General features: G+C 70.6%; 19 protein-coding genes. 6 read left to right on the top strand and 13 right to left on the bottom strand.

All coding sequences use genetic code 11. The features are described 5' to 3' along the window. The first annotated feature begins 308 nt into the window (after positions 1-308). The 4 genes from WBN91_RS27065 (at position 309) to WBN91_RS27050 (ending at position 4,198) form a co-directional block, all read left to right on the top strand. Positions 309-1,409, top strand: coding sequence for an ABC transporter ATP-binding protein (locus tag WBN91_RS27065; RefSeq protein ID WP_337727269.1), 1,101 nt, complete (start codon positions 309-311; stop codon positions 1,407-1,409). Positions 1,410-1,581: 172 nt separating this feature from the next. Further along, entirely contained in the window at positions 1,582-2,541 is a 960-nt protein-coding gene (locus tag WBN91_RS27060) for a metal ABC transporter solute-binding protein, Zn/Mn family (protein ID WP_337727268.1), read from the top strand. An 8-nt stretch (positions 2,542-2,549) separates the two neighbouring features. Further along, entirely contained in the window at positions 2,550-3,356 is an 807-nt protein-coding gene (locus tag WBN91_RS27055) for a metal ABC transporter ATP-binding protein (protein WP_443217808.1), read from the top strand. Next, on the top strand, positions 3,356-4,198 hold the full coding sequence (locus WBN91_RS27050) for a metal ABC transporter permease (RefSeq protein ID WP_337727266.1): 843 nt from the start codon (positions 3,356-3,358) through the stop codon (positions 4,196-4,198). Before WBN91_RS27055 ends, WBN91_RS27050 begins: the two co-directional genes overlap by 1 nt. Here the strand turns inward: WBN91_RS27050 and WBN91_RS27045 are convergent. The 12 genes from WBN91_RS27045 to WBN91_RS26990 all read right to left on the bottom strand — a co-directional run bounded on the left by WBN91_RS27045 (position 4,190) and on the right by WBN91_RS26990 (position 16,764). Beyond that, positions 4,190-5,464 (bottom strand): GGDEF domain-containing protein, encoded by a 1,275-nt coding sequence (locus WBN91_RS27045; RefSeq protein ID WP_337727265.1) that lies wholly within the window; start codon positions 5,462-5,464, stop codon positions 4,190-4,192. The two genes, WBN91_RS27050 and WBN91_RS27045, sit on opposite strands and share 9 nt — an antisense overlap. Positions 5,465-5,901: 437 nt before the next feature. After that, complete coding sequence (locus WBN91_RS27040) at positions 5,902-7,128, bottom strand: MFS transporter (protein ID WP_337727264.1); 1,227 nt, start codon at positions 7,126-7,128, stop codon at positions 5,902-5,904. Positions 7,129-7,489: 361 nt separating this feature from the next. After that, positions 7,490-8,911 (bottom strand): MBOAT family O-acyltransferase, encoded by a 1,422-nt coding sequence (locus WBN91_RS27035; protein ID WP_337727263.1) that lies wholly within the window; start codon positions 8,909-8,911, stop codon positions 7,490-7,492. A gap of 85 nt (positions 8,912-8,996) precedes the next feature. Beyond that, a complete protein-coding gene (rlmB, locus tag WBN91_RS27030; RefSeq protein ID WP_337727262.1) occupies positions 8,997-9,959 on the bottom strand; it encodes a 23S rRNA (guanosine(2251)-2'-O)-methyltransferase RlmB in 963 nt (320 codons plus the stop codon). 2 nt (positions 9,960-9,961) lie between these two features. After that, positions 9,962-11,347: a cysteine--tRNA ligase gene (cysS, locus tag WBN91_RS27025; RefSeq protein ID WP_337727261.1), complete on the bottom strand. Its 1,386-nt coding sequence runs from the start codon at positions 11,345-11,347 to the stop codon at positions 9,962-9,964. A 68-nt stretch (positions 11,348-11,415) separates the two neighbouring features. Beyond that, entirely contained in the window at positions 11,416-12,030 is a 615-nt protein-coding gene (locus WBN91_RS27020) for an HAD family hydrolase (RefSeq protein WP_337727260.1), read from the bottom strand. Beyond that, on the bottom strand, positions 12,027-13,292 hold the full coding sequence (locus WBN91_RS27015; RefSeq protein WP_337727259.1) for an MFS transporter: 1,266 nt from the start codon (positions 13,290-13,292) through the stop codon (positions 12,027-12,029). Before WBN91_RS27015 ends, WBN91_RS27020 begins: the two co-directional genes overlap by 4 nt. 1 nt (position 13,293) lies before the next feature. Further along, on the bottom strand, positions 13,294-14,670 hold the full coding sequence (locus tag WBN91_RS27010; RefSeq protein WP_337727258.1) for a PIN-like domain-containing protein: 1,377 nt from the start codon (positions 14,668-14,670) through the stop codon (positions 13,294-13,296). A 19-nt stretch (positions 14,671-14,689) separates the two neighbouring features. Next, on the bottom strand, positions 14,690-15,085 hold the full coding sequence (locus tag WBN91_RS27005; RefSeq protein WP_337727257.1) for a PPOX class F420-dependent oxidoreductase: 396 nt from the start codon (positions 15,083-15,085) through the stop codon (positions 14,690-14,692). Positions 15,086-15,090: 5 nt separating this feature from the next. Further along, positions 15,091-15,558 carry a 2-C-methyl-D-erythritol 2,4-cyclodiphosphate synthase gene (ispF, locus tag WBN91_RS27000; RefSeq protein WP_337727256.1) on the bottom strand — a complete coding sequence of 156 codons (468 nt, stop codon included), beginning with the start codon at positions 15,556-15,558 and terminating at the stop codon, positions 15,091-15,093. Beyond that, positions 15,555-16,247, bottom strand: coding sequence for a 2-C-methyl-D-erythritol 4-phosphate cytidylyltransferase (ispD, locus tag WBN91_RS26995; protein ID WP_337727255.1), 693 nt, complete (start codon positions 16,245-16,247; stop codon positions 15,555-15,557). Before ispD ends, ispF begins: the two co-directional genes overlap by 4 nt. Positions 16,248-16,275: 28 nt before the next feature. After that, on the bottom strand, positions 16,276-16,764 hold the full coding sequence (locus WBN91_RS26990; RefSeq protein WP_065915127.1) for a CarD family transcriptional regulator: 489 nt from the start codon (positions 16,762-16,764) through the stop codon (positions 16,276-16,278). Between the two features lie 304 nt (positions 16,765-17,068). Between WBN91_RS26990 and WBN91_RS26985 the strand changes: the two genes are divergently transcribed. After that, positions 17,069-17,845 (top strand): hypothetical protein, encoded by a 777-nt coding sequence (locus WBN91_RS26985; RefSeq protein ID WP_337727254.1) that lies wholly within the window; start codon positions 17,069-17,071, stop codon positions 17,843-17,845. Positions 17,846-17,953: 108 nt separating this feature from the next. After that, entirely contained in the window at positions 17,954-19,327 is a 1,374-nt protein-coding gene (gene radA, locus WBN91_RS26980; RefSeq protein WP_337727253.1) for a DNA repair protein RadA, read from the top strand. Between the two features lie 49 nt (positions 19,328-19,376). On the opposite strand, the gene otsB is transcribed toward radA, so the two are convergent. After that, positions 19,377-21,911: a trehalose-phosphatase gene (gene otsB, locus WBN91_RS26975; RefSeq protein WP_337727252.1), complete on the bottom strand. Its 2,535-nt coding sequence runs from the start codon at positions 21,909-21,911 to the stop codon at positions 19,377-19,379. Positions 21,912-21,945 lie beyond the last annotated feature (34 nt).

Here is a 21,945-nt window from a genome sequence, read left to right as displayed (position 1 = left end):
AGCCCAAGTTGAGTTGTGTCCTCCCCGGCGGACTGCCCACTCGCCGGCTTCGCCGAAGAGCACGCGCTGCGCGCGGAAGAGAGCGCGAGCGTGCTGGCGGGTCCGGTGTCTCTGGGCGGGGGGCGGTGCGTCGGGGGCGGGGGCTGCCTGGCGGGTGTGGGGGAGGGCTTGGTCGGTGGGGTGCGGGTGGGCTGTGAGGGGGCTGCTAGGGCTCGGTCTGGGTTGAACTAGACCAATTGTGGTGTTCCCGTAAGCGCTTGCGATCCCTAGCGTTGCCACAAAGCTTGCGGTGGAAAGGTGCGTCACACATGGCTGAGGTCGCGTACGTCAAGGCTTCGCGGGTGTTCTCCGGCAACCCGCCGGTGCGTGCGGTGGACGAGTTGTCGCTCGACGTCGCCGACGGGGAGTTCCTCGTGTTGGTCGGGCCGTCCGGGTCTGGTAAGTCGACGGCGTTGCGGATGCTTGCCGGGCTTGAGGACGTTGACGAAGGGGCCATCAAGATCGGTGGCAAGGACGTCACCAACGTTCCGCCGAAGGGGCGGGACATCGCGATGGTCTTCCAGTCCTACGCGCTCTACCCGCACATGACCGTCGCCGAGAACATGGGCTTCGCGCTCAAGCTGCGTGGCGTGAACAAGGCCGAGATCAAGAACAAGGTCGCCGAGGCGGCCAAGATGCTCGACCTCACCAAGTACCTCGACCGCAAGCCGAAGGCGCTGTCCGGTGGTCAGCGGCAGCGTGTCGCGATGGGGCGCGCGATCGTGCGTGAGCCCTCTGTGTTCCTCATGGACGAGCCGCTGTCCAACCTGGACGCCAAGCTGCGTGTCGAGACGCGTGCGAACATCGCCGCGCTCCAGCAGCGCCTGGGCACGACCACGATCTACGTCACGCACGACCAGGTCGAGGCCATGACGATGGGTCACCGGGTCGCCGTGCTCAAGGACGGCCTCCTCCAGCAGTGCGACACCCCGCGCGCCCTGTACGACAAGCCGGCCAACGCGTTCGTCGCCGGGTTCATCGGCTCGCCCGCCATGAACCTCAAGACCGTTCCGCTGACCGCCGAGGGCGCGAAGCTGGACGGCGTGGTGGTCCCGCTGGAGCGTCGTGCCCTGGACGCCGCCGCCGGTGAGGGGCTTTCCGAGGTCACCTTCGGCATCCGGCCCGAGTCCCTGGCTCTCGTCTCCTCGAACGAGCACGGCATGGAGATGGTGGTCGAGCTGGTCGAGGAGCTCGGTGCGGACGCGCTGGTGCACGGTGCGGTGCGGATCGGGGACTCCTCCGAGCGGTTCGTGGTGCGTGTCGACGGGCGTACGCCGCCGACCCTCGGGCAGACCGTGAAGGTCGCCGTTCGGGACTCGACCGAGGTCCACCTGTTCCACCCGGAGTCGGGTTCGCGTCTGACGGACTGACCCGCCCGGTGCGATGAGGGCCACCTCCTGCGGCGGAGGTGGCCCTTCGCGTGTGGGGAGACCCCCGCCACGAACAGGGCATGCCGGTGGACAGGTCGGCGGCGGAGCGTTCTAAACTGAACTCGACAACGGTTTCCATTACCTCAGAATCATCCTGTCGAGGAGCTTCGCCATGACTGTCCGTAACGCGTTGCTCGGCGCGGTGGCCGCCGTGACCGCCGTGGCCCTGGCCGCCTGCGGCAACGGCGAGGCGCCCGCCGGTGCCGACGGCAAGATCAAGGTCGTCGCCTCCACGAACGTGTGGGGCAGCGTGGTCAAGGCCGTCGGCGGCGACGCCGTCGAGGTCACCTCGATCATCAACGACCCGTCCGGCGACCCGCACTCCTACGAGAGCAAGCCGTCCGACGTGGCCGCGGTCCGCGACGCCAAGCTGGTCATCTTCAACGGCGGCGGGTACGACAACTTCTTCGCCACGCTGCTGGGCCCCGAGACCGAGTCGGCCAAGAAGATCGAGACCTTCCCGTTGTCGGGCAAGGTCGACGGGCACGACGCCCACGGCTCGGAGAGCCCCGAGCCGACCGCGACGAGCGAGCCGGCCGACGGCCACGACCACGAGGTCAACGAGCACGTCTGGTACGACCTGGACACCGTCCGCAAGGTCGCCGACCAGGCCGCCGCCGACCTGTCCGCCATCGCGCCGGACAAGAAGGCGACCTTCGAGGCCAACGCCGCCGAGTTCGGCCAGAAGCTGGAAGAGCTGCACACCCGCCTCGACGGCGTGGGCAAGGGCAAGAAGGTGCTGGAGACCGAGCCGGTCGCGCACTACCTGCTCGACGCCGCCGACGTCGAGGACGTGACCCCCGAGTCGTTCGCCAACGCCGTCGAGGCCGAGTCCGACATCCCGGCCGCCGCGATCGCCGAGGTCACCGGTCTGGTGGAGGGCAAGCAGGTCAGCGCGCTGGTCAACAACACCCAGACCGAGAACCCCGCCGTGAAGGGCCTGGTCGAGAAGGCCAAGCAGGCCGGCGTGCCGGTCGTGGAGGTCACCGAGACGCTGCCCGAGGGCGTCACGGGTTACCTTGAGTGGATGACGAAGCAGGTCGACGCGTTGGAGAAGGCGCTGCGCGGATGATCACCCCGGTGGCGGACAGGTCCCTGCGCAGCGCGGTCGCGCTGCGCGGGGCCCGCCTGTCCTACGGCGATCGCGTGCTGTGGGACGGGTTGGACCTGGACGTCGCCCCGGGCGAGTTCGTGGCCGTGCTGGGACCCAACGGCTCGGGCAAGACCAGCCTCATGCGGGTCCTGCTGGGCCTCCAGCCGCTGTCCGGCGGCACGGTCGAGGTCGCCGGCGGCAACCGGCGCATCGGCTACATCCCGCAGCAGCGCGCCCTGGACCCGAGCCTGAGCCTGCGCGGCCGTGACCTGGTCGGCTTCGGCCTCGACGGCCACGAGTGGGGCACGGGGCTGAGGGGGCGCAAGGCCCGCCGAGTGCGAGTGGACGCGGCTCTGGAGTCCGTGGGCGCGACCCGGTACGCCGACGAGCCCGTGGGGTTGTTGTCCGGCGGCGAGCAACAGCGGCTGCGCGTCGCCCAGGCCCTCGTCGGCGACCCCGAGGTGCTGCTGTGCGACGAGCCGCTGCTCTCGCTGGACCTCGCCCACCAGCGGGTGGTCAGCGACCTCATCGACGCGCGCCGCCGCGCCGCCGGCACGGCCGTCCTGTTCGTCACCCACGAGATCAACCCGATCCTGCCGCTGGTCGACCGGGTGCTGTACCTGGTCGAGGGCCGGTTCCGGATCGGCACCCCGGCCGAGGTGATGACCTCGGCCACGCTGTCGGAGCTGTACCGCACGAACGTCGAGGTGGTCCGCGTGCGCGACCAGATCCACGTGGTCGGCGCGCAGCACGTGTGCGAGGACGAGCCGCACCACGTGGCGGATGAGGGCTGATGGAGCACTTCTTCGACCTGCCCCTGACCTTCGAGCTGCTCGGGTACGGCTTCGTGCAGCAGATGCTGGTCGCCGGCGCCGTGCTGGGCCTGACCGCGGGCCTGCTCGGGCCGCTGGTCGTGACCCGCAAGATGGCCTTCGCCGTGCACGGGACCGCCGAACTGGCGTTCACCGGCGGCGCGGCGGCGCTGCTGATCGGGGTCGGCGTCGGCTACGGGGCGCTGGCCGGTTCGGTGGTGGCGGCGCTGCTGCTGGGCCTGCTGTCCCGCCGCGAGGCCGACCGGGACTCGGTGATCGGCGCGATCCTCGCGTTCGGACTCGGCCTCGGCGTGCTGCTGCTGACCCTCTACAAGGGACGGACGGCCAACAAGTTCGGTTTGCTGACCGGGCAGATCGTGGCCGTCGGGTCGACCGACCTGTGGCTGCTGATCGGCACGGCGGCGGCCGTGATCGCGGTGCTGGCGTTCATCTACCGGCCGTTGCACTTCTCGTCCGTGGACGCCGCCGTGGCCACCGCGCGCGGTGTGCCCGTGCGTTCCCTGTCGATCGTCTTCTTCGTGCTCGTGGGTGTGACGACCGCGCTGACCGTGCAGATCGTCGGTGCGCTGCTCGTGCTGTCGCTGATGATCACACCGGCCGCGGCGGCGTCTCGGGTCACGGCCTCGCCGGTGAAGGCCACCGTCCTGGCCGTGGTGTTCGCCGAGACCGCCGTGGTGCTGGGCATCGTGCTGTCGCTCGCGCCCGGCGTGCCGGTGAGCGCGTTCGTCACGGCGGTCTCTTTCCTGATCTACCTCGCCTGCCGGGCCTTCGGCGGATCGCGCGCCCGGGTCGGCTCAGGCTGACCGGCTGACCTCCGGTTCGTCGACCCGCGGCCCCGGCAGGTGCCGGGCGTGGATGTCGATGCCGGCCACCCGCACCTGGTTCCGGCCGTTCTCCTTCGCGGTGTACAGGGCGGCGTCGGCGCTGTGGTGCGCCATCGCCAGGGAGTCGCCGTTGTCCGGCAGGACCGCCACGCCGATGGACGCCGAGATCGCCCGCACCTCCGGGCCGTCCTCCGTGACCGGCAGGTTCCGGCCGCGCAGGGTGACGGTGTTGCGGTGCTTGTCCGTGGTGACGACCGACATCTCGCCGATCGCCTCGCGCACCCGTTCGGCGATGGCCGTGCCCTGGGCCAGGCCCGTGTCGGCCAGCACCACGACGAACTCCTCGCCGCCGTCGCGTCCCGCGACGTCGCCGGGGCGCAACTTCTCCCGCAGGATCCGGCCCACCTCGGCCAGCACCGCGTTGCCCGCCGGGTGGCCCCACGTGTCGTTGATGCGCTTGAAGTGGTCCAGGTCGATCGCCAGGACCGTCACCGGCCGGCCGGAGCGCCGGCAGTCGTCGGTCAGCTTGGCGGCGTGCTCGTTCAGGCCCGTGGTGTTGAACAGACCGGTCCGGTAGTCGGTGTGGGCGTCCTTGGTGAGCTGGAGGTGGGCCTTGTGCTGCTCGGCCACCAGGCGCTCCAGGTGCGCCTGCCGCTCCGAGGCCCGGTGCAGCAGCGCGTTGACCAGGATCACCGGCACGACCAGCAGCAGCGGCGCCACCCAGTGGGTCGCGATGAGCATGCCGAGCATCGCCCCGACGCCCAGCGTGGTCATCTCCAGCATGTTGTCGTTGCGCGAACCCAGCGCGTCGGCGAACCGGGTCTGCGGGTTCACGATCCGCAGCGCGACCGACATCAGGGCCACCTGCACGAACCAGTACAGGGCCGCCACCAGCACGAGCACGCCGAGCAGGCCGAGGTCCAGCAGCACCTGCCCCGACGACGCGCCCAGGGACAGTCCCGACATGTGGACGGCCGCACTCGCCAGCAGCGTGCTCGCCACGATGTGGGCGGAGGTGAAGACGAACCGGTAGGGCTGGCGGCGGGCGATCGGCCACAGCACGATCCGCAGCCACACGGCCACGAGCACCGCCATGCCGCCGGGCAGCACTATGGCCGCCGCGAAAGTCCAGACGGAGGTGAGGTCGAAGTACGGACCCGCCGATTCGTCACGTCGGGATTCCTCGGCGCGCCGCACGATCGTGAGGTGGATCGTGATCGCCACCACCAGTGCGGCGAACCGCACCCAATCCGTGGTGGAAGCGAAACGCAGAGTAGTCAGCAGCCAAATGGCGGCGATTGCGACCGCCAGTTCGACGGAAAGGATGTAGGCGATCGCGGTACGGCGCAGCGCCCAAAGGTCCCAGTTGCGCACCAGACGCCGTCTGGCTGTCGCGGACGGCTCGTGGTCAGGCAAACTGTTCTTCACCACGTCCCCCCTACACTCATGCCGCCGCCGCGCGGCTACTCGCCGGCCCGGCGGCCTTACGGCCCCCATCGGTACCCAAGTCGCGCGTAGAGGAGCGTCTGCCATGCGTAACCGCGAGTGGTGACCCCATCGCTCTCCTTGAGCCCGGTCCGGAATCTTCACCGTGCGTGCGAACTTCACCCTGCGTGCGTGCGTTCTCGCGGACGGCACACGAACGCCTCGTCATGAGAATCGCCATTCATGATGAGTACGTTTCATGTGATCACCGCGTTCGGGTCGGTCCTGGCACGTGCGCGGTTCCAGGCTACGGTCGCGTGCCCCGCGAGGAGCACCCCGATGGCCCCGGCGCCCGCGAGTGTCGCCGTCACGGAGCCGAGCGCGTGCGCGACGACACCGGCCAGCGCCATGCCGCCGCCCTGGCTGGACCGCAGGGCCGTCCGCGCGATGCCGTAGGCCCGCCCGCGGTAGGCGTCGGGCAGGATCCGCATCCACGCCGAGCGCGCGGGCGTGTGGTACGCCCCGGCCATGCCCGCGATCACCAGCAGGGCGATCGTCCAGGTCAGGTTGGGGTTCAGCGCGAACATGACCAGTGGCGCGAGCGACAGCACGGCCAGCGGCCCGATCAGCCGCTCCCGCTTCGCCGGGTCCCTGACCAGCCGGAACAGCACGGCCACACCTAGCACGTTCGCGGCCGGTTCGATGGCCAGGATGAGCCCGACCGCCCACACGGCGTCGAGGCTCGCGGCCAGCGGCACGGCGAGCCCTTCGGGCACCATCGCGATGCCGGCCAAAAGGCGCATACCCATTAGAGAGCGCAGACGCGGTTCCGTGACGAGCAGGGCGAAAGCTCCCTTGCCGTCTTCGGTTTCCCGATGTCCCTTCCCGAGCGGGGCGGCGGCCGGCCGGTGCCGGACCGACAGCTGGACCAGCACCGCGACCAGCACGAACGTCGCCGCGTCGATCGCGAGCGCCACGTGCGCGCCCATCCCTGTGACCAAGAACCCAGCGGCGGCCAACCCGGCCATCTGGGCCACGTCCATCGACGTGCCGAACAGGGCCACGCCGTCGTCGTAGCGCTTGTCGGGCAGCACGGCGGGCAGGCTCGCCTCCTGGGCCGCCAGGAACGGCGAGGCGACCATCAGCACGAGCACCAGCAGCACGATCATCAGCCACAGCGGCACGCCCGGCAGGGCCATCAGCCCGACCAGCGCGGCCTGGAGCCATGCGCAGGTCACCATCACGGTGCGTCGCGGGAAGCGGTCGGCGATCCAGCCCAGCAGCGGCCCGGAGACCAGCGACGGCAGCAGGGTGAGCGACCAGGTGAGGGCGGTCCAGGCGGGGGACCCGGTGCGTTCGTACACCAGGAGTGACAGGGCGACGGCCGCGAGCTGGTCGCCCAGCGTCGACACCGTCGAGCCGATCCACATGCCGCGGAACTCGCGGTTGCCCACGAGCGCGCGGATGGTCCCCCCGGAAGTCACCACTCCTCCAGGTTCGTCGGCCCCGTTGAGCGAGTCACGTTACCCCCACCCGAGTAACAATTTCCTCGGTTAGCACGGTAGAAGCTGCTGGTTCTGCAATCCCTGTCCTACCACAGTGTGTACCCGAACGGACGACGTCGGTTACATAAAGTAGTTACAATGGCGAAAAGCCGGGCACCTATTCTTGACAGTTGACGCCAGCGTGACCCGCCGTGAGCAAACCTCGCCTACCCTGCGTCAAGTCGACCTCCATTGGTCGTCGCAGTCGCTGGTCCGACCGGTCCAGTGCGTTCGTGCGGGCCGCCGAGCGCCGTCCGCGGGGAAGTCGCCGCCACCATTTCCCCGCACCGCCCGGAGTTGATCAGAACTGGTAGTACAAGAACGGGCTGAACGTGCCACTCGCGACCAGGATCGCGGCGTAGGCGACGCCCACCGTCATCAGGGACACCCTAGCGGCCACGGCGATCTTGTCGCGCGAGGACTCCAGGTACGGCCCCGTCACGGGGTGGCTGGGCATTACCACAATGACCAGCGCGACCAGCAGCAGCACAATCCGCTGATTGGTCGCCGCCGCCGCCACGGCGTCGGTCAGGCCCCCGAAATCCGGCGTGACGAGATGACCGATGATTGTGAACGCGGTACCCAGGTCGGGTGACCGGAAGAACACCCAGCCGATCAGCACGAGCAGCACGGTGAGCACCCGGCGGCCAATTCGGGCGGGCGCGGTCGCGGGTGCGGAATCCCAACCGAAACGGCGTTCCAGAACCAGCAGCGCGCCGTGGAAACAACCCCACACCAGGAACGTCCAGTTCGCCCCGTGCCAGAAACCGGTCAGCACGAAAACGATCGCCAGGTTGCGGTAGGTCCGCAGCACGCCGGTGCGGTTGCCGCCCAGCGGGATGTACACGTAGTCGCGGAACCAGCGGGACAGCGACATGTGCCAGCGCCGCCAGAACTCCGTGATCGTCACGGAGGAGTACGGGCGGGCGAAGTTCTCCGGCAGCCGGAAACCGAGCATCCGACCCAGGCCGATCGCCATGTCCGAGTAGCCGGAGAAGTCGAAGTACAGTTGCAGCGTGTAACCGGCGGCGCCCAGCCACGCGATGCCCGTGGTCATCTGGTCCGCCGGCGTCGCGAAGCACGCGTCCACCAGCGGCGCCAGCGAGTCGGCGATGATGACCTTCTTGCACAGCCCCAGCGCGAACCGCGGGAAGCCCGCCGCGATGTCGTCCCACCGGTGCATCCGCGGCTGCGGCAACTGGTCGGCGATCTCCCGGAACCGGACGATCGGCCCGGCGACCAGCTGGGGGAACATCGCGATGTAGGTGACGAACGAGACCGGGTCCCGCAGCGCCGGCCGCTCGCCCCGGTACACGTCCACCACGTACGAGATGTGGTGGAAGGTGTAGAACGAGATGCCGATCGGCAGCGCCAGGTGCACCACGGGCAGGTCCGCGCCGATCACCGAGGCGATGTTGTGCAGCTGCTCCGTGGCGAACCCGGCGTACTTCCAGACCAGCAGCACGCCCAGGTTCAGGCAGATCGAACCGACCAGCACCAGGCGGCGGTCGCCCGGCGCGTCCGGCTCCAGCCGCCGCCCCGCGAAGTAGTTCGCGACCATGCACACCAGCAGCAGCACCGTCGTGCCGCCCGCGCCGCTGACGTAGAACAGCAGGCTGGCGACCGCGACGACGGCGTTGCGGCGGTTCCTGGGTGCGACGAGGACGGCCGCGAGCACGACCGGCAGGAAGAACCACAGGAACAACGGGGTGGCGAAGGACATCGGCGCAGACCTTATCCGCCGGACGGCGCCAAAGAAGCCGATCGGGTGACAAACCGCCCTTCGTCACACCCCGGGCGACCGCACGTCACACGTCGAGGCGCCGTCGGCGGGCCACCTCGGCCAGCACGACACCGGCCGCGACCGACGCGTTCAGCGACTCCACGCCCGAGGCCATCGGGATGGACACGGTCTGGTCGCACGTCTCCTTCACCAGCCGCGACAGCCCCCGACCCTCGGAGCCCACCACGACCACCAGCGGTCCGGTGGCCAGCTCCAAGTGGTCGACGTCCACGTCGCCGTCGGCGTCCAGGCCCACGACCATCAGGCCTTCCTCGGCCCACTCCCGCAGCTGGCGGGTCAGGTTCGTGGCGATCGCGATCGGCAGCCGCGCCGCCGTGCCCGCGCTGGTCCGCCACGCCACGGCCGTGACGCTCGCCGAGCGCCGCTGCGGCAGCAGCACGCCGTGCGCGCCGAACGCCGCCGCCGAACGCACCACGGCGCCCAGGTTGCGCGGGTCCGTCACGCCGTCCAGCGCCACCAGCAGCGGCGGCCTGCCCGACCGGCGGGCGGAGTCCAGCAGCTCGCGCGGGTCGGCGTACTCGTAGGGCGGCACCTGGAGGCCGAGGCCCTGGTGCATCGCGCCGTTGGTGATCCGGTCCAGCTCGCCGCGCTGCACCTCCAGCACCGAGATGCCCCGGTCGGCGGCCAGCTTGACCGCCTCGGCGACCCGGTCGTCCGCGTCGATGCCCAGCGCCACGTACAGAGCCGTCGCCGGGATGCCCGCGCGCAGGCACTCGACCACGGGGTTGCGGCCCGCGACCGTCTCCGGCCCGCTCTCGGCGGCCTTGCGGCGCTGGCCGCGCACCTGTTCGACCTTCGCCTTGGCCTGCGCCCGCTTGTAGGCCGGGTGGTTGGGCCGTTCGGACGCCTTCGGCGTCGGCCCCTTGCCCTGCAAACCCTTGGACTTCTGCCCGCCGGAACCGACGACCGCGCCCTTCTTGGAGCCCGGGTTGCGCATCGCGCCCCGGCGCTTGGAGTTGCCTGCCACGGTCAGTCGTCCTTCAGCGTCCACAGCGGACCGTCGGGGGTGTCCTCGACGGCGATCCCGGCCAGGAGGAGGTGGTCGCGCAGGGCGTCGGCCCTCGCGAAGTCCCTGTCCTTGCGGGCTTTCGTGCGCTCTTCCAGCACACGTTCGACCAAAGTGGCCAGTGCCTGCTTCGTGCCCGAGTCCGTCGTGGACACGTCCGCCCACGCCAGCGGGTCCAGTCCCAGCACGGCGGTCATCGCGCGCACCGACTCCGCGGCCGAACGCGCGCCCAGGTCGTCGCCGGACTCCAACGCGGTGTTGCCCTCGCGGACCCGCTTGTGGATCGCGGCCAGCGCGCCCGGCGTGCCCATGTCGTCGTCCATCGCGGCGATGAACGGCTGCGTCAGCTCGCCCTCGCCCACCGCCCCGGTCCGCTCGACCACGCGGCGCACGAACGACTCGATGCGCCGGTAGGCGGCCACCGACTCGTCCAGCGCTTCCTCGGAGTACTCGATCGTCGACCGGTAGTGCGGGCCGACCAGGTAGTAGCGCAGCTCGGGCGCGCGCACCTTCTCCAGCATCGCCGGGATGCTGACCGTGTTGCCCAGCGACTTGGACATCTTCTCGCCGCTGAGCGTCACCCAGGCGTTGTGCATCCAGTAGTTGGCGAAGCCGTCCCCGGCCGCGCGGGACTGGGCCTGCTCGTTCTCGTGGTGCGGGAAGATCAGGTCGATGCCGCCGCCGTGGACGTCGAACGTGCCGCCCAGGTAGGTGGTGGCCATCGCCGAGCACTCCAGGTGCCAGCCGGGCCGGCCCGCGCCCCACGGCGTCGGCCAGGACGGCTCACCGGGCTTGGCCGCCTTCCACAGCGTGAAGTCCCGCGGGTCGCGCTTGCCCTGCGCCGCCGACTCGCCCTGGTGCACCTCGTCCAGCTTCTGGCCGGACAGGGCGCCGTACTCGGGGAACGAGGTGACCGAGAAGTAGACGTCGCCGCCCGCCGCGTAGGCGTGACCCGCGTCGACCAGGCGCTGCATCAGCTCGACCATCTGCGTCACGTGCCCGGTGGCGCGCGGCGCGTAGGAGGCGGGCAGGCAGCCCAGCAGCGAGTACGCGTCCTCGAAGGCGCGCTCGTGCGTGTACGCCCACTCCCACCAGGGACGGCCGTGGTCGGCGGCCTTGGCGAGGATCTTGTCGTCGATGTCGGTGACGTTGCGCACCAGCAGGACGTTGTCGTGCGTGCGCTGGAGCCAGCGCCGCAGCACGTCGAAGTTCAACCCGCTGCGCACGTGGCCGATGTGCGGCACGCCCTGCACCGTCGCCCCACACACGTAGATCGACGCCGTTCCGGAGACCTGCGGGACGAACTCCCGCATGGACCGGCTCGCGGTGTCATAGAGGTGGAGGCTCACGTGAAGATGGTACGGGCGAGGGCCACCGGGGGTTGAATCGACCGGTGTTGTGTGCTTATAGCGGCTAGCTATGCCACGTGGGATTTGAGGATGTCCAGCAGCGCACCGGGCCGCTGGGCGGTCTCCAACGGCGGCACGATCGCAACCCGACACCCGACCGCCGCCGCGCCGCCGTCGGCCTCCTCGCTGTCGCCGATCATCAGCGCCTCGCTCGGGTGCACACCCAGCCGCTCGCAGGCGATCTGGAAGATCTTCGGATCGGGCTTGGCCACGCCGACCTCGAAGGACAGCACGTACTCGTCGACCCGGTGCTCCACACCGTGCCGCGCGAACACGGTCCGGATGTCCCAGGCGATGTTGCTGACCACGGCGGTCGGCAGCTCGGTGCCCAGGGCCTGCGCGGTGTCGGGGTAGGGCTGCCAGAACGGCGGGCTGACCAGCTGGTCGTAGAAGGCGGCGGGATCCGGCGCACCGGCCTTCTCGAGGACCTTGAGGTGCAACTCCCGGTGCACGTCCCCGTCGAGGTCGCGCCGCTCCCACTCGTCGGGGTCGACGTCCAGGCTCGGGTCCAAGCCGACCGGCGCGGTGAGCGCCCGCATGAGCTCCGCGTGCGCGGTGAGCGTGTCGTGCTCGAGGCGGAACAACGTGCCGGAGAAGTCGAAGAGGACGGCGCGGATCGTCACAACCGCACGCTAGTTGGTCTGGACCTGGCTTTGTAGCTTTCCGGCAAGAGCAGGACGCACGCCACACTCACCACCGCCGCAGCCGCCACGTACCAGCCGATCGCCCGTGTGCCGTGCGCGCTGACGAGGTAGGTGGCCAGCGTCGGGGCGAGCGCGCCGCCGAGCACGCCGCCCAGGTTGTAGGCGAAGGAGGGGGCCGAGTAGCGGTACTTCGTCGGGAACAGCTCGGGCAGGAGCGCGCCCAGCGGCCCGTACACCCAGCCCATCGCGGCCAACGCGAACACAGGGTGCCCTTCCGGCAGCGTGAAGCCGGCCGCTGCGGCGGCCAGGCACCCGCTGATCAGCACGGGTTTGCGCCCGAACCGGTCGGCGGCGCGGCAGGCGGCGACGGTGGCCAGTGCCATCGCGCCCACGGCGACGATCTGGTCGAGCAGGACGTCGTCACGGGGGCGGGTCTTCGTCGCGTAGGCCAGCCCGAACGTGGTGGCGACGTAGAACAGGACGTAGCAGACGACGATCGTTCCGCCCGCGCCGACGAGCCTGGCCGGTGCCTCGCGGAGCATGTCGAGGAGCGGCTTCGAGCTGCGCTGTTGTCGGTCGGTGAGCGCGGCGAACTCGGGCGTCTCGGCGATGGTCAGCCGCACCCGGAGCCCGATCACGACGAGCACCGCCGACGCCAGGAACGGCATCCGCCAGCCCCAGTCCCGGAAGGCCTCGTCGCTCAGGGTGGACGAGAGGACGAGGAACGAGCCACTGGCCAGCGCGAACCCCACAGCCGGTCCGACCTGCGGGAACGTCGAGTACCAGCCTTTGCGGCCCTGGGGTGCGTACTCGTTGGCGAGCAGCGCGGCCCCGCCCCACTCGCCGCCGAGGCCGAGGCCTTGGAGGAAGCGGAGGGCGGTGAGCGCGATCGGGGCGGCCACGCCGATCACGTCGTAGCGGGGGAGGAGGCCGATCGCGACCGTGGAACAGCCCATGACCAGCAGCGAGGCGACGAGCGTCGACTTGCGGCCCCGCCGGTCGCCGAGGTGCCCGAACAGCAGCGCCCCCAGCGGTCGGGCGACGAACGCCACGGCGAAGGTGGAGAAGGCGGCGAGGCTGCCGGCGACCGAGGACAGGGTGGGGAAGAAGGCGGAGTTCAGGACCAGGGCGGCGGCCATGCCGTAGAGGTAGAAGTCGTAGAACTCGACGGCCGTGCCGACAAAACTCGCCACCGCCACCCGACCGGTCCCGGCAGCCACTTGACCGTTGTCGGCAGCCACCTCACCCACCCCGCCGGGACCTGAGGTACATGTCGATCAGCGGTCTCAAGACGGTCCTGTCGATGATGTCGATGTCGTTCGCGCTCGCGAGGTCCCGGGCGGCGGGTGTCGGCGGCGCTGTGCTGACGATCAAACCGCGTCGAATCCCGCTGGCCCGCATCTGCTCGACCATGCGATCGACGTCCAGCGACGACAGCTGACTGAGAGAGAAGTGCACGACGACCCCCACGAGCTCGCGCTCCGTGAGGTGGTCTTCGGGCTGCTCGACGAGGAAGTCGAAACCCGCGGTCTCGGCCGCAAGTTCGTCGCCCACCTTTTTGTAGCCGAGTGCGTCGACGAGCAGTTCACCGACCATGTCCCGGAAGTCGTCAGCGAACAGCCGGATCGGAGGGGATGGGGGCCACGGATCTCGCCCCCCATCCGGTCCTGTTTCCTGGACGTTCCTGATCTGGTCCATCGTCTCGCTCGGCACGTTGAGGACGAGCGTGTCCGACAAATCGGACACGAAGTCGGCCAAGGTGCACATCGCGATGCTCGCCCCGCCGGAGTCCCGCACCTCCTGCACGAGCTGCGGATGGGGGTGGACCGGGTTGCCGTCCGCGTCCTTCTCCCACCAATCGGCCTTGGTGTCGTTGGTGACGAACGCGATCTTGTCGATGGCCGGATCGCCGCTTACGTGGTCGAGCAGTTGCCGCCACAGGATGTAATCGCCCGCCGCGGCGAGGGCGGTCGCCTTGCCGGCGTCCCGGTAGCCCGGCGGGATCTTGTTCGGGAACCGGAAGGCGGTGGCGTGGTCGACGACTTCGCGCAGCTTGGTGGAGTCGTAGGCGGGTCCTACACGACCGGACAGGACCGGGTCGAGCAGTTCGAGCACCGGATCGTGCTTCACCAGGTCCCGGATGGACTGGTCCTGTTCGTCTTTCAAAGTGGACAGCTCGTCCAATGCTGGCTGCATCACGCCTTCGAGGCGTTCGGCGAGGCTGTCTTGGTCGAGCTTGACCGCGGCGGGGTCCCACGTTCGTGTGGTCATCGTCTGGTTTCGAAGCCTCAGAACGCCCTGGATCGCCGTCGTCAGGTTCTCCAACGCTGCCTTCTCCGCGTTGCGCACGGAGATACTGGCCTTCCTGAGGTCGGAGTGCCTGTTCGCCGCCGCCCGCGCCCGGTTCCGGGCGAACTCCAGGGCGACCTGGTGCGGGATCCAGAACCGGTCGCGCACCGCGTCGAGGGCTCTGAACACCTGGAGGCGCGCAGCTGGCTCGATCCGGTAGAAGTCGAGCAGGGCGTTGGCGTCGAAGACGACCAGTCCCCGCGTGAGGTGTCCCCGGAGGTCGGCTGACGTCGGGTCGACCCAGGCGGAGAACTGTTCGCTGAACCTCATGTCATCGCGGTGCAGGCGGTCACACCGCGTTGCCGGCGACCTTGGTCGGCGTCACGCGCAGCACCACGCGAACCTTGTCCGGGGTCTCCTCGGGAAAGTCCTCACCCGTGTACTTCCGGGCCAAGGTGTTCGCCAGCGCACGCCCCTCGTCCAGCGTGATGGTGACCGTGCCCCGGATCTCCGCGTAGACCTCCGGATCCTTGTGGTCCCAGACGCTGATGCTCACCCTGGGGTCGCGGCGGGCGTTGCGTTCCTTCACGCGGTCGCGCAGGGTCGAGAGCAGGAGGTCGTCGCCGTCGCGGGTGATCCACATGACGGAGCTGTGCGGGCTGCCGTCCGGGTTGATCGTGGAGATGGTGGCGTAGTTCGGGCCGTCGAGCAGGGCGCGGGTCGCGGCGCTGAGGGAGATCGCCATGTTCCTCAGGCTAGCGGGATGATCAACGCCGTGGCGATGGCCGCGATGCCCTCGCCCCGGCCGGTCAGGCCCAGACCGTCCGTGGTGGTGCCGCTGACCGTCACCGGGCCGCCGACGGCCTCGGACAGCACCTGTTGCGCCTCGGTCCGGCGCTTGCCGACCTTGGGTGCGTTGCCGATCACCTGCACCGAGGCGTTGCCGACGCGCCAGCCCGCCTCTTCGAGCAGTCTGCGCACTTCAAGGAGGAACTCCACGCCGTGCCTACCGGACCACCGGGGGTCGCTGGTGCCGAACACCGCACCGAGGTCACCCAGTCCGGCGGCGGACAGCAGGGCGTCGCACAGGGCGTGTGCGGCGACGTCGCCGTCCGAGTGGCCCGCGCACCCGTCGACGCCCTCCCAGTGGAGGCCGGCGATCCAGCACTCCCGGCCCCGTTCCACCTGGTGGACGTCGGAGCCGATGCCGACCCTCACGCCTGGCCTCCCACGAGCAGCGCCTCCGCGACCGCGAGGTCGAACGGTGTGGTGATCTTCAGGGCGTCCGGGTGGCCCGGGACCGTGGTGACCGGCACACCGAGCCGTTCGACCAGGCCCGCGTCGTCGGTGGCGTGCAGGCCCGACTCGTGCGCGCGCAGCAGTGTGCGCGCGTCGAAGCCCTGAGGGGTCTGGACCACCCGCAGGGCCGACCGGTCCGGCGTGGCGACCACCACACCGTCCGCGTCGACCTGCTTGACCGTGTCGGCCACCGGCAGCACCGGGATGACCGCCGGGTGACCTGCGCGAACAGCGTCCACGACGGCCTTGATGACCTGTGGCGGGGTGAACGCGCGAGCCGCGTCGTGCACCAGCACGACGTCCGTGTCCGGGAACTCGCGCAGCGCGAGCTCCAGCGCCAGCCGGACCGAGTCCGACCGCTCCGCACCGCCCGCGAGCACGCGCACCGCCCCGTCGGCTGGGGCCAACGGGGCGGTGACGGTTCTCACGGTGTCTACATCGGACGGTGGCGCGGCGATCACCACGTGCCGCACGCAGCCCGCCGCGAACAGGCCGCGCACCGCTCTCACCAGCAGCGGAACGCCGTCGACCGGCACGAGTGCCTTGGGCACGCCGTGACCGAGCCGCTCTCCCCGGCCCGCCGCGGGCACGAGCGCGACCACACCCATGTTGTTCTTGTTCTTCGAGTGTCGAGGGTCAGGACGCGGTGGCGAGGACCTCGTCGAGGAGGACCTCCGCCTTGTCCTCGTCGGTGCCCTCGGCGAGCGCCAGTTCGCTAACCAGTATCTGTCGAGCCTTCGCCAGCATCCGCTTCTCACCAGCGGACAGTCCGCGATCCTTCTCGCGCCGCCAGAGGTCGCGCACCACTTCGGCCACCTTGTTCACGTCACCGGACGCGAGCTTCTCCAGGTTGGCCTTGTACCGCCGGGACCAGTTGGTCGGCTCCTCGGTGTGAGGAGCGCGCAAGACCTCGAAGACCCGGTCGAGACCCTCTTGGCCCACCACGTCGCGCACGCCGACGATCTCGGCGTTGTCAGCGGGGACGCGAACCGTGAGGTCGCCCTGGGCAACCTTCAGAACGAGGTACTTCTTCTCCTCGCCCTTGATCACACGGGTCTCGATTGCTTCGATGAGAGCGGCACCGTGGTGCGGGTAGACGACGGTCTCTCCGACCTTGAAAACCATGTGTCCTCTGCCCCTTTCGCTAACCCCATCCTAACACGTCGAGCAATCCCCTCTTCGGCGTCCGGAGATCAGTTCGCGCAGGTCAGGGCCACGAGGGGGGTTGACAAACCACCCGACGACGTGCAACGGCCCAGGTCGATCTTGCTCCACAGTGGACGTCCGGGCGGGTGCGCGGCGCGCGGTGTGGGGCACCACATGAGGTAGGCCGTCGCAGGCCCCGTTAGGCTCCTGGACTGGTGGTCGACCGGCCTACTGCCGGGTACGGCGCCGCCTGTGTCAACACACCGGAAGGATCCGAGCAGCCGTGGGTCGCGCACCGCAGAAGTCCCCAGCGTCTCGCCGCCTGGCCGTCGTGGCCGCAGTGGCGGCCGGCCTCGGCCTCGCCGCCGCGGGTTGCAGCGCAGGTCAGGTCACGCAGACCGACACCCAGGTGGCGGCCGTCAACGGTGCGAGCGGGACGGTCGGGAAGATCGCCGTCCGCGACGCCCAGCTGCTGTTCCCGGTCGAGCACGGGTACTACCAGGACGGCGACAGCGCCCCGGTCGTGGTCGTGGTCGCGAACAACGGCCTCGAGGCGGACGCGCTGCTGTCGGTCACGAGCGACCGGTCGGCCGAGGCCGAGATCACCGGCGACCAGGACCTGGAGCCGGGCACCGCCATCACCGCGGGCGCCGACCAGGACGACGCCGGCAGCCACAAGACGACCACGTCGGCCCCCGGCTCGACGTCCACGTCGTCCTCCGACAGCCACGGCACCTCGGGCTCGGCGACGACCACCACGACCCCGGGCTCGGCGACCGCGGGCGCCACCACGACCACCACGACCACGACGCCCGCCTCGGGCACGTCGGTGTCGGCCCCGGCGACCACGACCCGCAACCCGTCGGCCTCGGTGTCGGTCTCCGCGAAGCCCAGCGAGCCGGGCAAGGTCAAGATCGTGCTGATGGGCTTCAAGGGCGACCTGCGGCCGGGCCAGACCCTGCGGGTGACCTTCCTGTTCGAGAAGGCCGGCCCGATCACCCTGGACGTGCCGATCGGCGCCACCCCGGAGCCGCGCAAGGAAGGCGCCTCCGAGCACTGAGCGCTTAGTACGGACGAGGCCCGTTCCCGGTTCGCCGGGGACGGGCCTCTTGTTCTTCCGGCACCGGCCCGGCCGGGACTGTCGGGGGTGGTCGTTAGCCTGCACCCCGTGGTCAAGAACGGGCGTGCGGTGAAGGCTTCCTACCGGTGTGCCGAGTGCGGGCACGAGGTGGCCAAGTGGGTGGGGCGGTGTCCCGAGTGCCAGGCGTGGGGGACCGTCGAGGAGCGCGGTGTGAGCCGGTCCGCGCTGGCCCGCGTCGTCGCCGGCGCGCCCAGCGCCCCCGCCCGCCCCATCGGCGAGGTGGACATCGAGTCGGCTCGCGCGCGCCGGACCGGGGTGTCGGAACTCGACCGGGTGCTGGGCGGCGGGCTGGTGCCGGGAGCGGTCGTGCTGCTGGCCGGCGAGCCCGGCGTGGGCAAGTCGACCCTGCTGCTGGAGGTCGCCTACCAGTGGGCCGTGAAGGGGTCCGTGCCCTCGCTCTACATCACCGGTGAGGAGTCGGCGGGCCAAGTCCGGCTGCGGGCCGAGCGGACCGGCAACATCCACGGGCAGATGTACCTGGCCGCCGAGAGCGACCTGAGCGCCGTGTTCGGGCAGGTCGACGCGGTGAACCCGGGTGTGCTGATCGTCGACTCCGTGCAGACCATGTCCTCGCCCGAGGTGGACGGCACACCCGGCGGCGTCACCCAGGTCCGGGCCGTCACGGCGGGCCTGGTCGCCCTGGCCAAGGAACGCGGCCTGCCGATCGTGCTGGTCGGCCACGTCACCAAGGACGGCTCGGTCGCCGGACCCCGCGTCCTGGAGCACCTGGTGGACGTCGTCCTCCAGTTCGAGGGCGACCGGCACTCCAGCCTGCGCCTGGTCCGCGGCATCAAGAACCGGTTCGGCGCGGCCGACGAGGTGGGCTGCTTCGAGCTGCGCGACGACGGCATCGTGGGCGTCCCCGACCCGTCCGGCCTGTTCCTCAACCGCCGCGACCAGGACGTCACCGGCACCGCCGTCACCGTCGTCGTGGAGGGCAAGCGGCCCATGCTGGGCGAGGTCCAGGCCCTGGTCACGCCCACGAACCTGCCCTCGCCGCGGCGCGCGGTCAGCGGCCTGGACTCGGCGCGGGTCGCGATGGCGCTGGCGGTGCTGGAGAAGCGCGGCCGGATGGCCCTGCACAACAAGGACGTCTTCACCGCGACCGTCGGCGGCATGAAGCTCACCGAACCGGCCGTGGACCTCGCCGTCGCCCTCGCGGTCGCCTCGGCCGCCACCGACCAGCCCCTGCCGCACGACCTGGTCGTGGTCGGCGAGGTCGGGCTGTCCGGCGAGCTGCGCCGGGTCAACGGCGTGGGCCGCAGGCTCACCGAGGCCGCCCGCCTCGGCTACACGAAAGCCCTGGTCCCGCCGGACGCCGGTCCGCTGCCCGCCGAGACCCGCGCCCTGGTCGCCCACGACCTGTTCGAGGCCCTGCAACTGCTCAAGCTCAAGAAGTGACGAACGCCCCCGCCGGTCGCGCGACCGGCGGGCGCGTTCGTCTTCAGCTCTACTGCGGGGCCGCGAGCAGCTGCGCGCAGCGGATCAGGCCCAGGTGGCTGTAGGCCTGCGGGTGGTTGCCCAGGGAGCGCTCCGCGATCGGGTCGTACTCCTCGGGCAGCAGGCCCGTCGGGCCGGCCGCGTCGACCATCTGCGCGAACAGCTCCTCCGCCTCCGTGCGGCGGCCGGTGAGCAGGTAGGACTCGATCATCCACGCGGCGCACAGGTGGAAGCCGCCCTCGTCGCCGGGCAGGCCGTCGTCGCGCCGGTACCGGTACACCGTGGACCCCGACCGCAGCTCCGCCTCGATGGCCGTGACGGTGGCCTGGAAGCGGTCGTCGGTCGGGTCGATCAGGCCGGTCAGGCCGACGTGCAGGGACGCCGCGTCGAGGTCGTCGCCGTCGTAGGCCGTGGTGAACGACTGCGCTTCCTCGCTCCACCCGTGCTTGAGCACGTCGTTGGAGATGGTGTCGCGCAGCACCGGCCAGGACGGGTCGATCTCGCGCCCGTAGCTCTCGCCCAGCGACACCGCGCGGTCCAGGGTCACCCAGCACATGACCTTGGAGTACACGTGGTGGCGGGGCGCGTGGCGCTCCTCCCAGATGCCGTGGTCGGGCTCGTGCCAGCGCCGGGCGACCGCCTCGGCCATCGCCTGCACCATCGCCCAGTCCTTGTCGGTCAGCGACCCGCGCGCGGCGGCCAGCTGCACGACCAGGTCCACGACCGGGCCGAACACGTCGAGCTGCACCTGCTGGTTGGCCAGGTTGCCCACGCGCACGGGCCGGGAGCCCGCGTAACCCGGGAGGGTGTCGATCACGGCCTCGGCGCCGAGCATGGTGCCCTGCAACGTGTACAGCGGGTGCAGGCGCTCCGGGCCGGGCAGCGTGGCCAGCACGCCGTGCACCCAGCCCAGGAAGTTCTCCGCCTCGCTCAGCGACCCCAGCGACACCAGCGCCTGCGCGGTCAGCGCCGCGTCCCGCAGCCAGCAGTACCGGTAGTCCCAGTTGCGGATGCCGCCCAGCTCCTCGGGCAGCGACGTGGTCGCGGCGGCCATGATCGCGCCGGTGTCGTGGTGCACCAGGCCCTTCAGGGTCAGCGCCGACCGCAGCACCAGGTCCGTCTCGACGGTGGGCAGCTTCAGCGTCGCCGCCCAGTCCGACCAGAACGACCCGGCGCGCGCCCGCCGCTCCGCCTCGCCCAGCGTGGCCTCGGACAGGTCGTCCGTGCCGCACCGCAGCTCCAGCAGGATCGGCGCGCCCTCGCGGGGCCGCACGACGGCCGTGGCCGTCTCCTGGATGCCGTCGGAGGTGATCTGCCAGTCCACACCCGGCGAGCGCAGCACCATCGGGTCCGAGGTGCCGACCACGCGCAGGCCGTCGCGCTCGCGCAGCAGCCGCACCGGCACCTGGCCGTACTCGGGGCGCGGCGCGAAGGTGATCACCGCGTTGGTCGAGCCGGAGATGCGCCGCACCAGGTCCGTGCGGTGGGAGGCCAGGTCGTGGTCGAGGTAGTCGGTGACCAGCAGCCGCGACCAGCGGGTCTCCACGATCATCGTGCCGGGGATGTAGCGCTGGCCCAGGGGCAGCGACCCGTGCTCGGGCTTGATCGAGAAGTGGCCCGCCGCCGGGCCGCCGAGCAGGTCGGCGAACACCGCCGCCGAGTCCGGCTCGGGGTGGCACAGCCAGTTCACCCGGGCGTCGGGGGTGAGCAGGGCGACCGACCGCTCGTTGGCGAGCATGGTCAACCGCTCGATCGGCACGGCCTGGTCGCCGTGCAGCCAGTTGCGGCGCTCCTCGAACAGGAACGCGAGCACCGTGGCCACGTCGAGGGTGTCGTCGATGCGGAACTCGGCCAGCGACTCGCCGTCGCCGACCTTGATGCCCACGTCGGGCCCGGACAGCCGGGCGAAGGCCTTCTCGTCGGTGACGTCGTCGCCCACGAAGATCGACGCGGTCGCGGACACCCGGTGCCGCAGGACGTCCAGCGCGTGGCCCTTGTCGGTCTGGACGACGGCCAGCTCGATCACGGCCTTGCCCTCGGTCACCTGCACGCCGGCCCAGGTGCTCGGACCGGTGCGCACGGCGTCCAGGACCCGCTCGCCGACGGCCGGGTCGGCGCGCCGGACGTGCACCGCGATGCTCGCCGGCTTGACCTCCAGCCCGACGCCCTCGTGGCCCTCGACAATCGTTTCAAGTGCCGTTTCCAACCGGCGGTGCAGGGCCTTCGCGTCGGCGTCCAGCGCGTGGACGAAACCGACGTCGAACTCCGACCCGTGCGAGCCCACGAGGTGCACCTCGGACGGGAGGCGCGACAGCGTCGCGAGGTCGCGGAGCGCCCGCCCGGAGATCACCGCCGTCGTGGTCTCGTGCAGACCGGCCAGCGAGCGCAGCGCGCCCACCGACTCGGTCAGCGGGCGGGCGTCCTCGGGGTTGGCCACGATCGGAGCCAGTGTCCCGTCGTAGTCGCACGCGACCAGCAGGCGCGGGGTGCGAGCGAGCTGCACGATCGCACGGCGAAGCTCGGCGGGGAGGGCTTCGGCGGTCAACGCCCCTCCTCAAGACTCGGTGGGACAGGTCGGT

Origin of the sequence: Saccharothrix sp. CCNWYY140 (assembly GCF_037401995.1) — a bacterium.
In the GTDB taxonomy this organism is placed as follows: domain Bacteria; phylum Actinomycetota; class Actinomycetes; order Mycobacteriales; family Pseudonocardiaceae; genus Actinosynnema.
The sequence above is the reverse complement of the archived record's forward strand: the minus strand, read 5'-3'. Positions and strand labels throughout refer to the sequence as shown.

Bases quoted from the DNA above. Each gene is read 5' to 3' on its own strand.
- WBN91_RS27035 (WP_337727263.1), bottom strand. From the start codon at position 8,911: ATGTCCTTCGCCACCCCGTTGTTCCTGTGGTTCTTCCTGCCGGTCGTG.
- WBN91_RS27005 (WP_337727257.1), bottom strand. From the start codon at position 15,085: ATGGCGATCTCCCTCAGCGCCGCGACCCGCGCCCTGCTCGACGGCCCG.
- ispD (WP_337727255.1), bottom strand. From the start codon at position 16,247: ATGGGTGTGGTCGCGCTCGTGCCCGCGGCGGGCCGGGGAGAGCGGCTC.
- WBN91_RS27010 (WP_337727258.1), bottom strand. From the start codon at position 14,670: ATGAGGTTCAGCGAACAGTTCTCCGCCTGGGTCGACCCGACGTCAGCC.
- WBN91_RS27050 (WP_337727266.1), top strand. From the start codon at position 3,356: ATGGAGCACTTCTTCGACCTGCCCCTGACCTTCGAGCTGCTCGGGTAC.
- WBN91_RS27065 (WP_337727269.1), top strand. From the start codon at position 309: ATGGCTGAGGTCGCGTACGTCAAGGCTTCGCGGGTGTTCTCCGGCAAC.
- WBN91_RS26990 (WP_065915127.1), bottom strand. From the start codon at position 16,764: ATGGTTTTCAAGGTCGGAGAGACCGTCGTCTACCCGCACCACGGTGCC.
- WBN91_RS27060 (WP_337727268.1), top strand. From the start codon at position 1,582: ATGACTGTCCGTAACGCGTTGCTCGGCGCGGTGGCCGCCGTGACCGCC.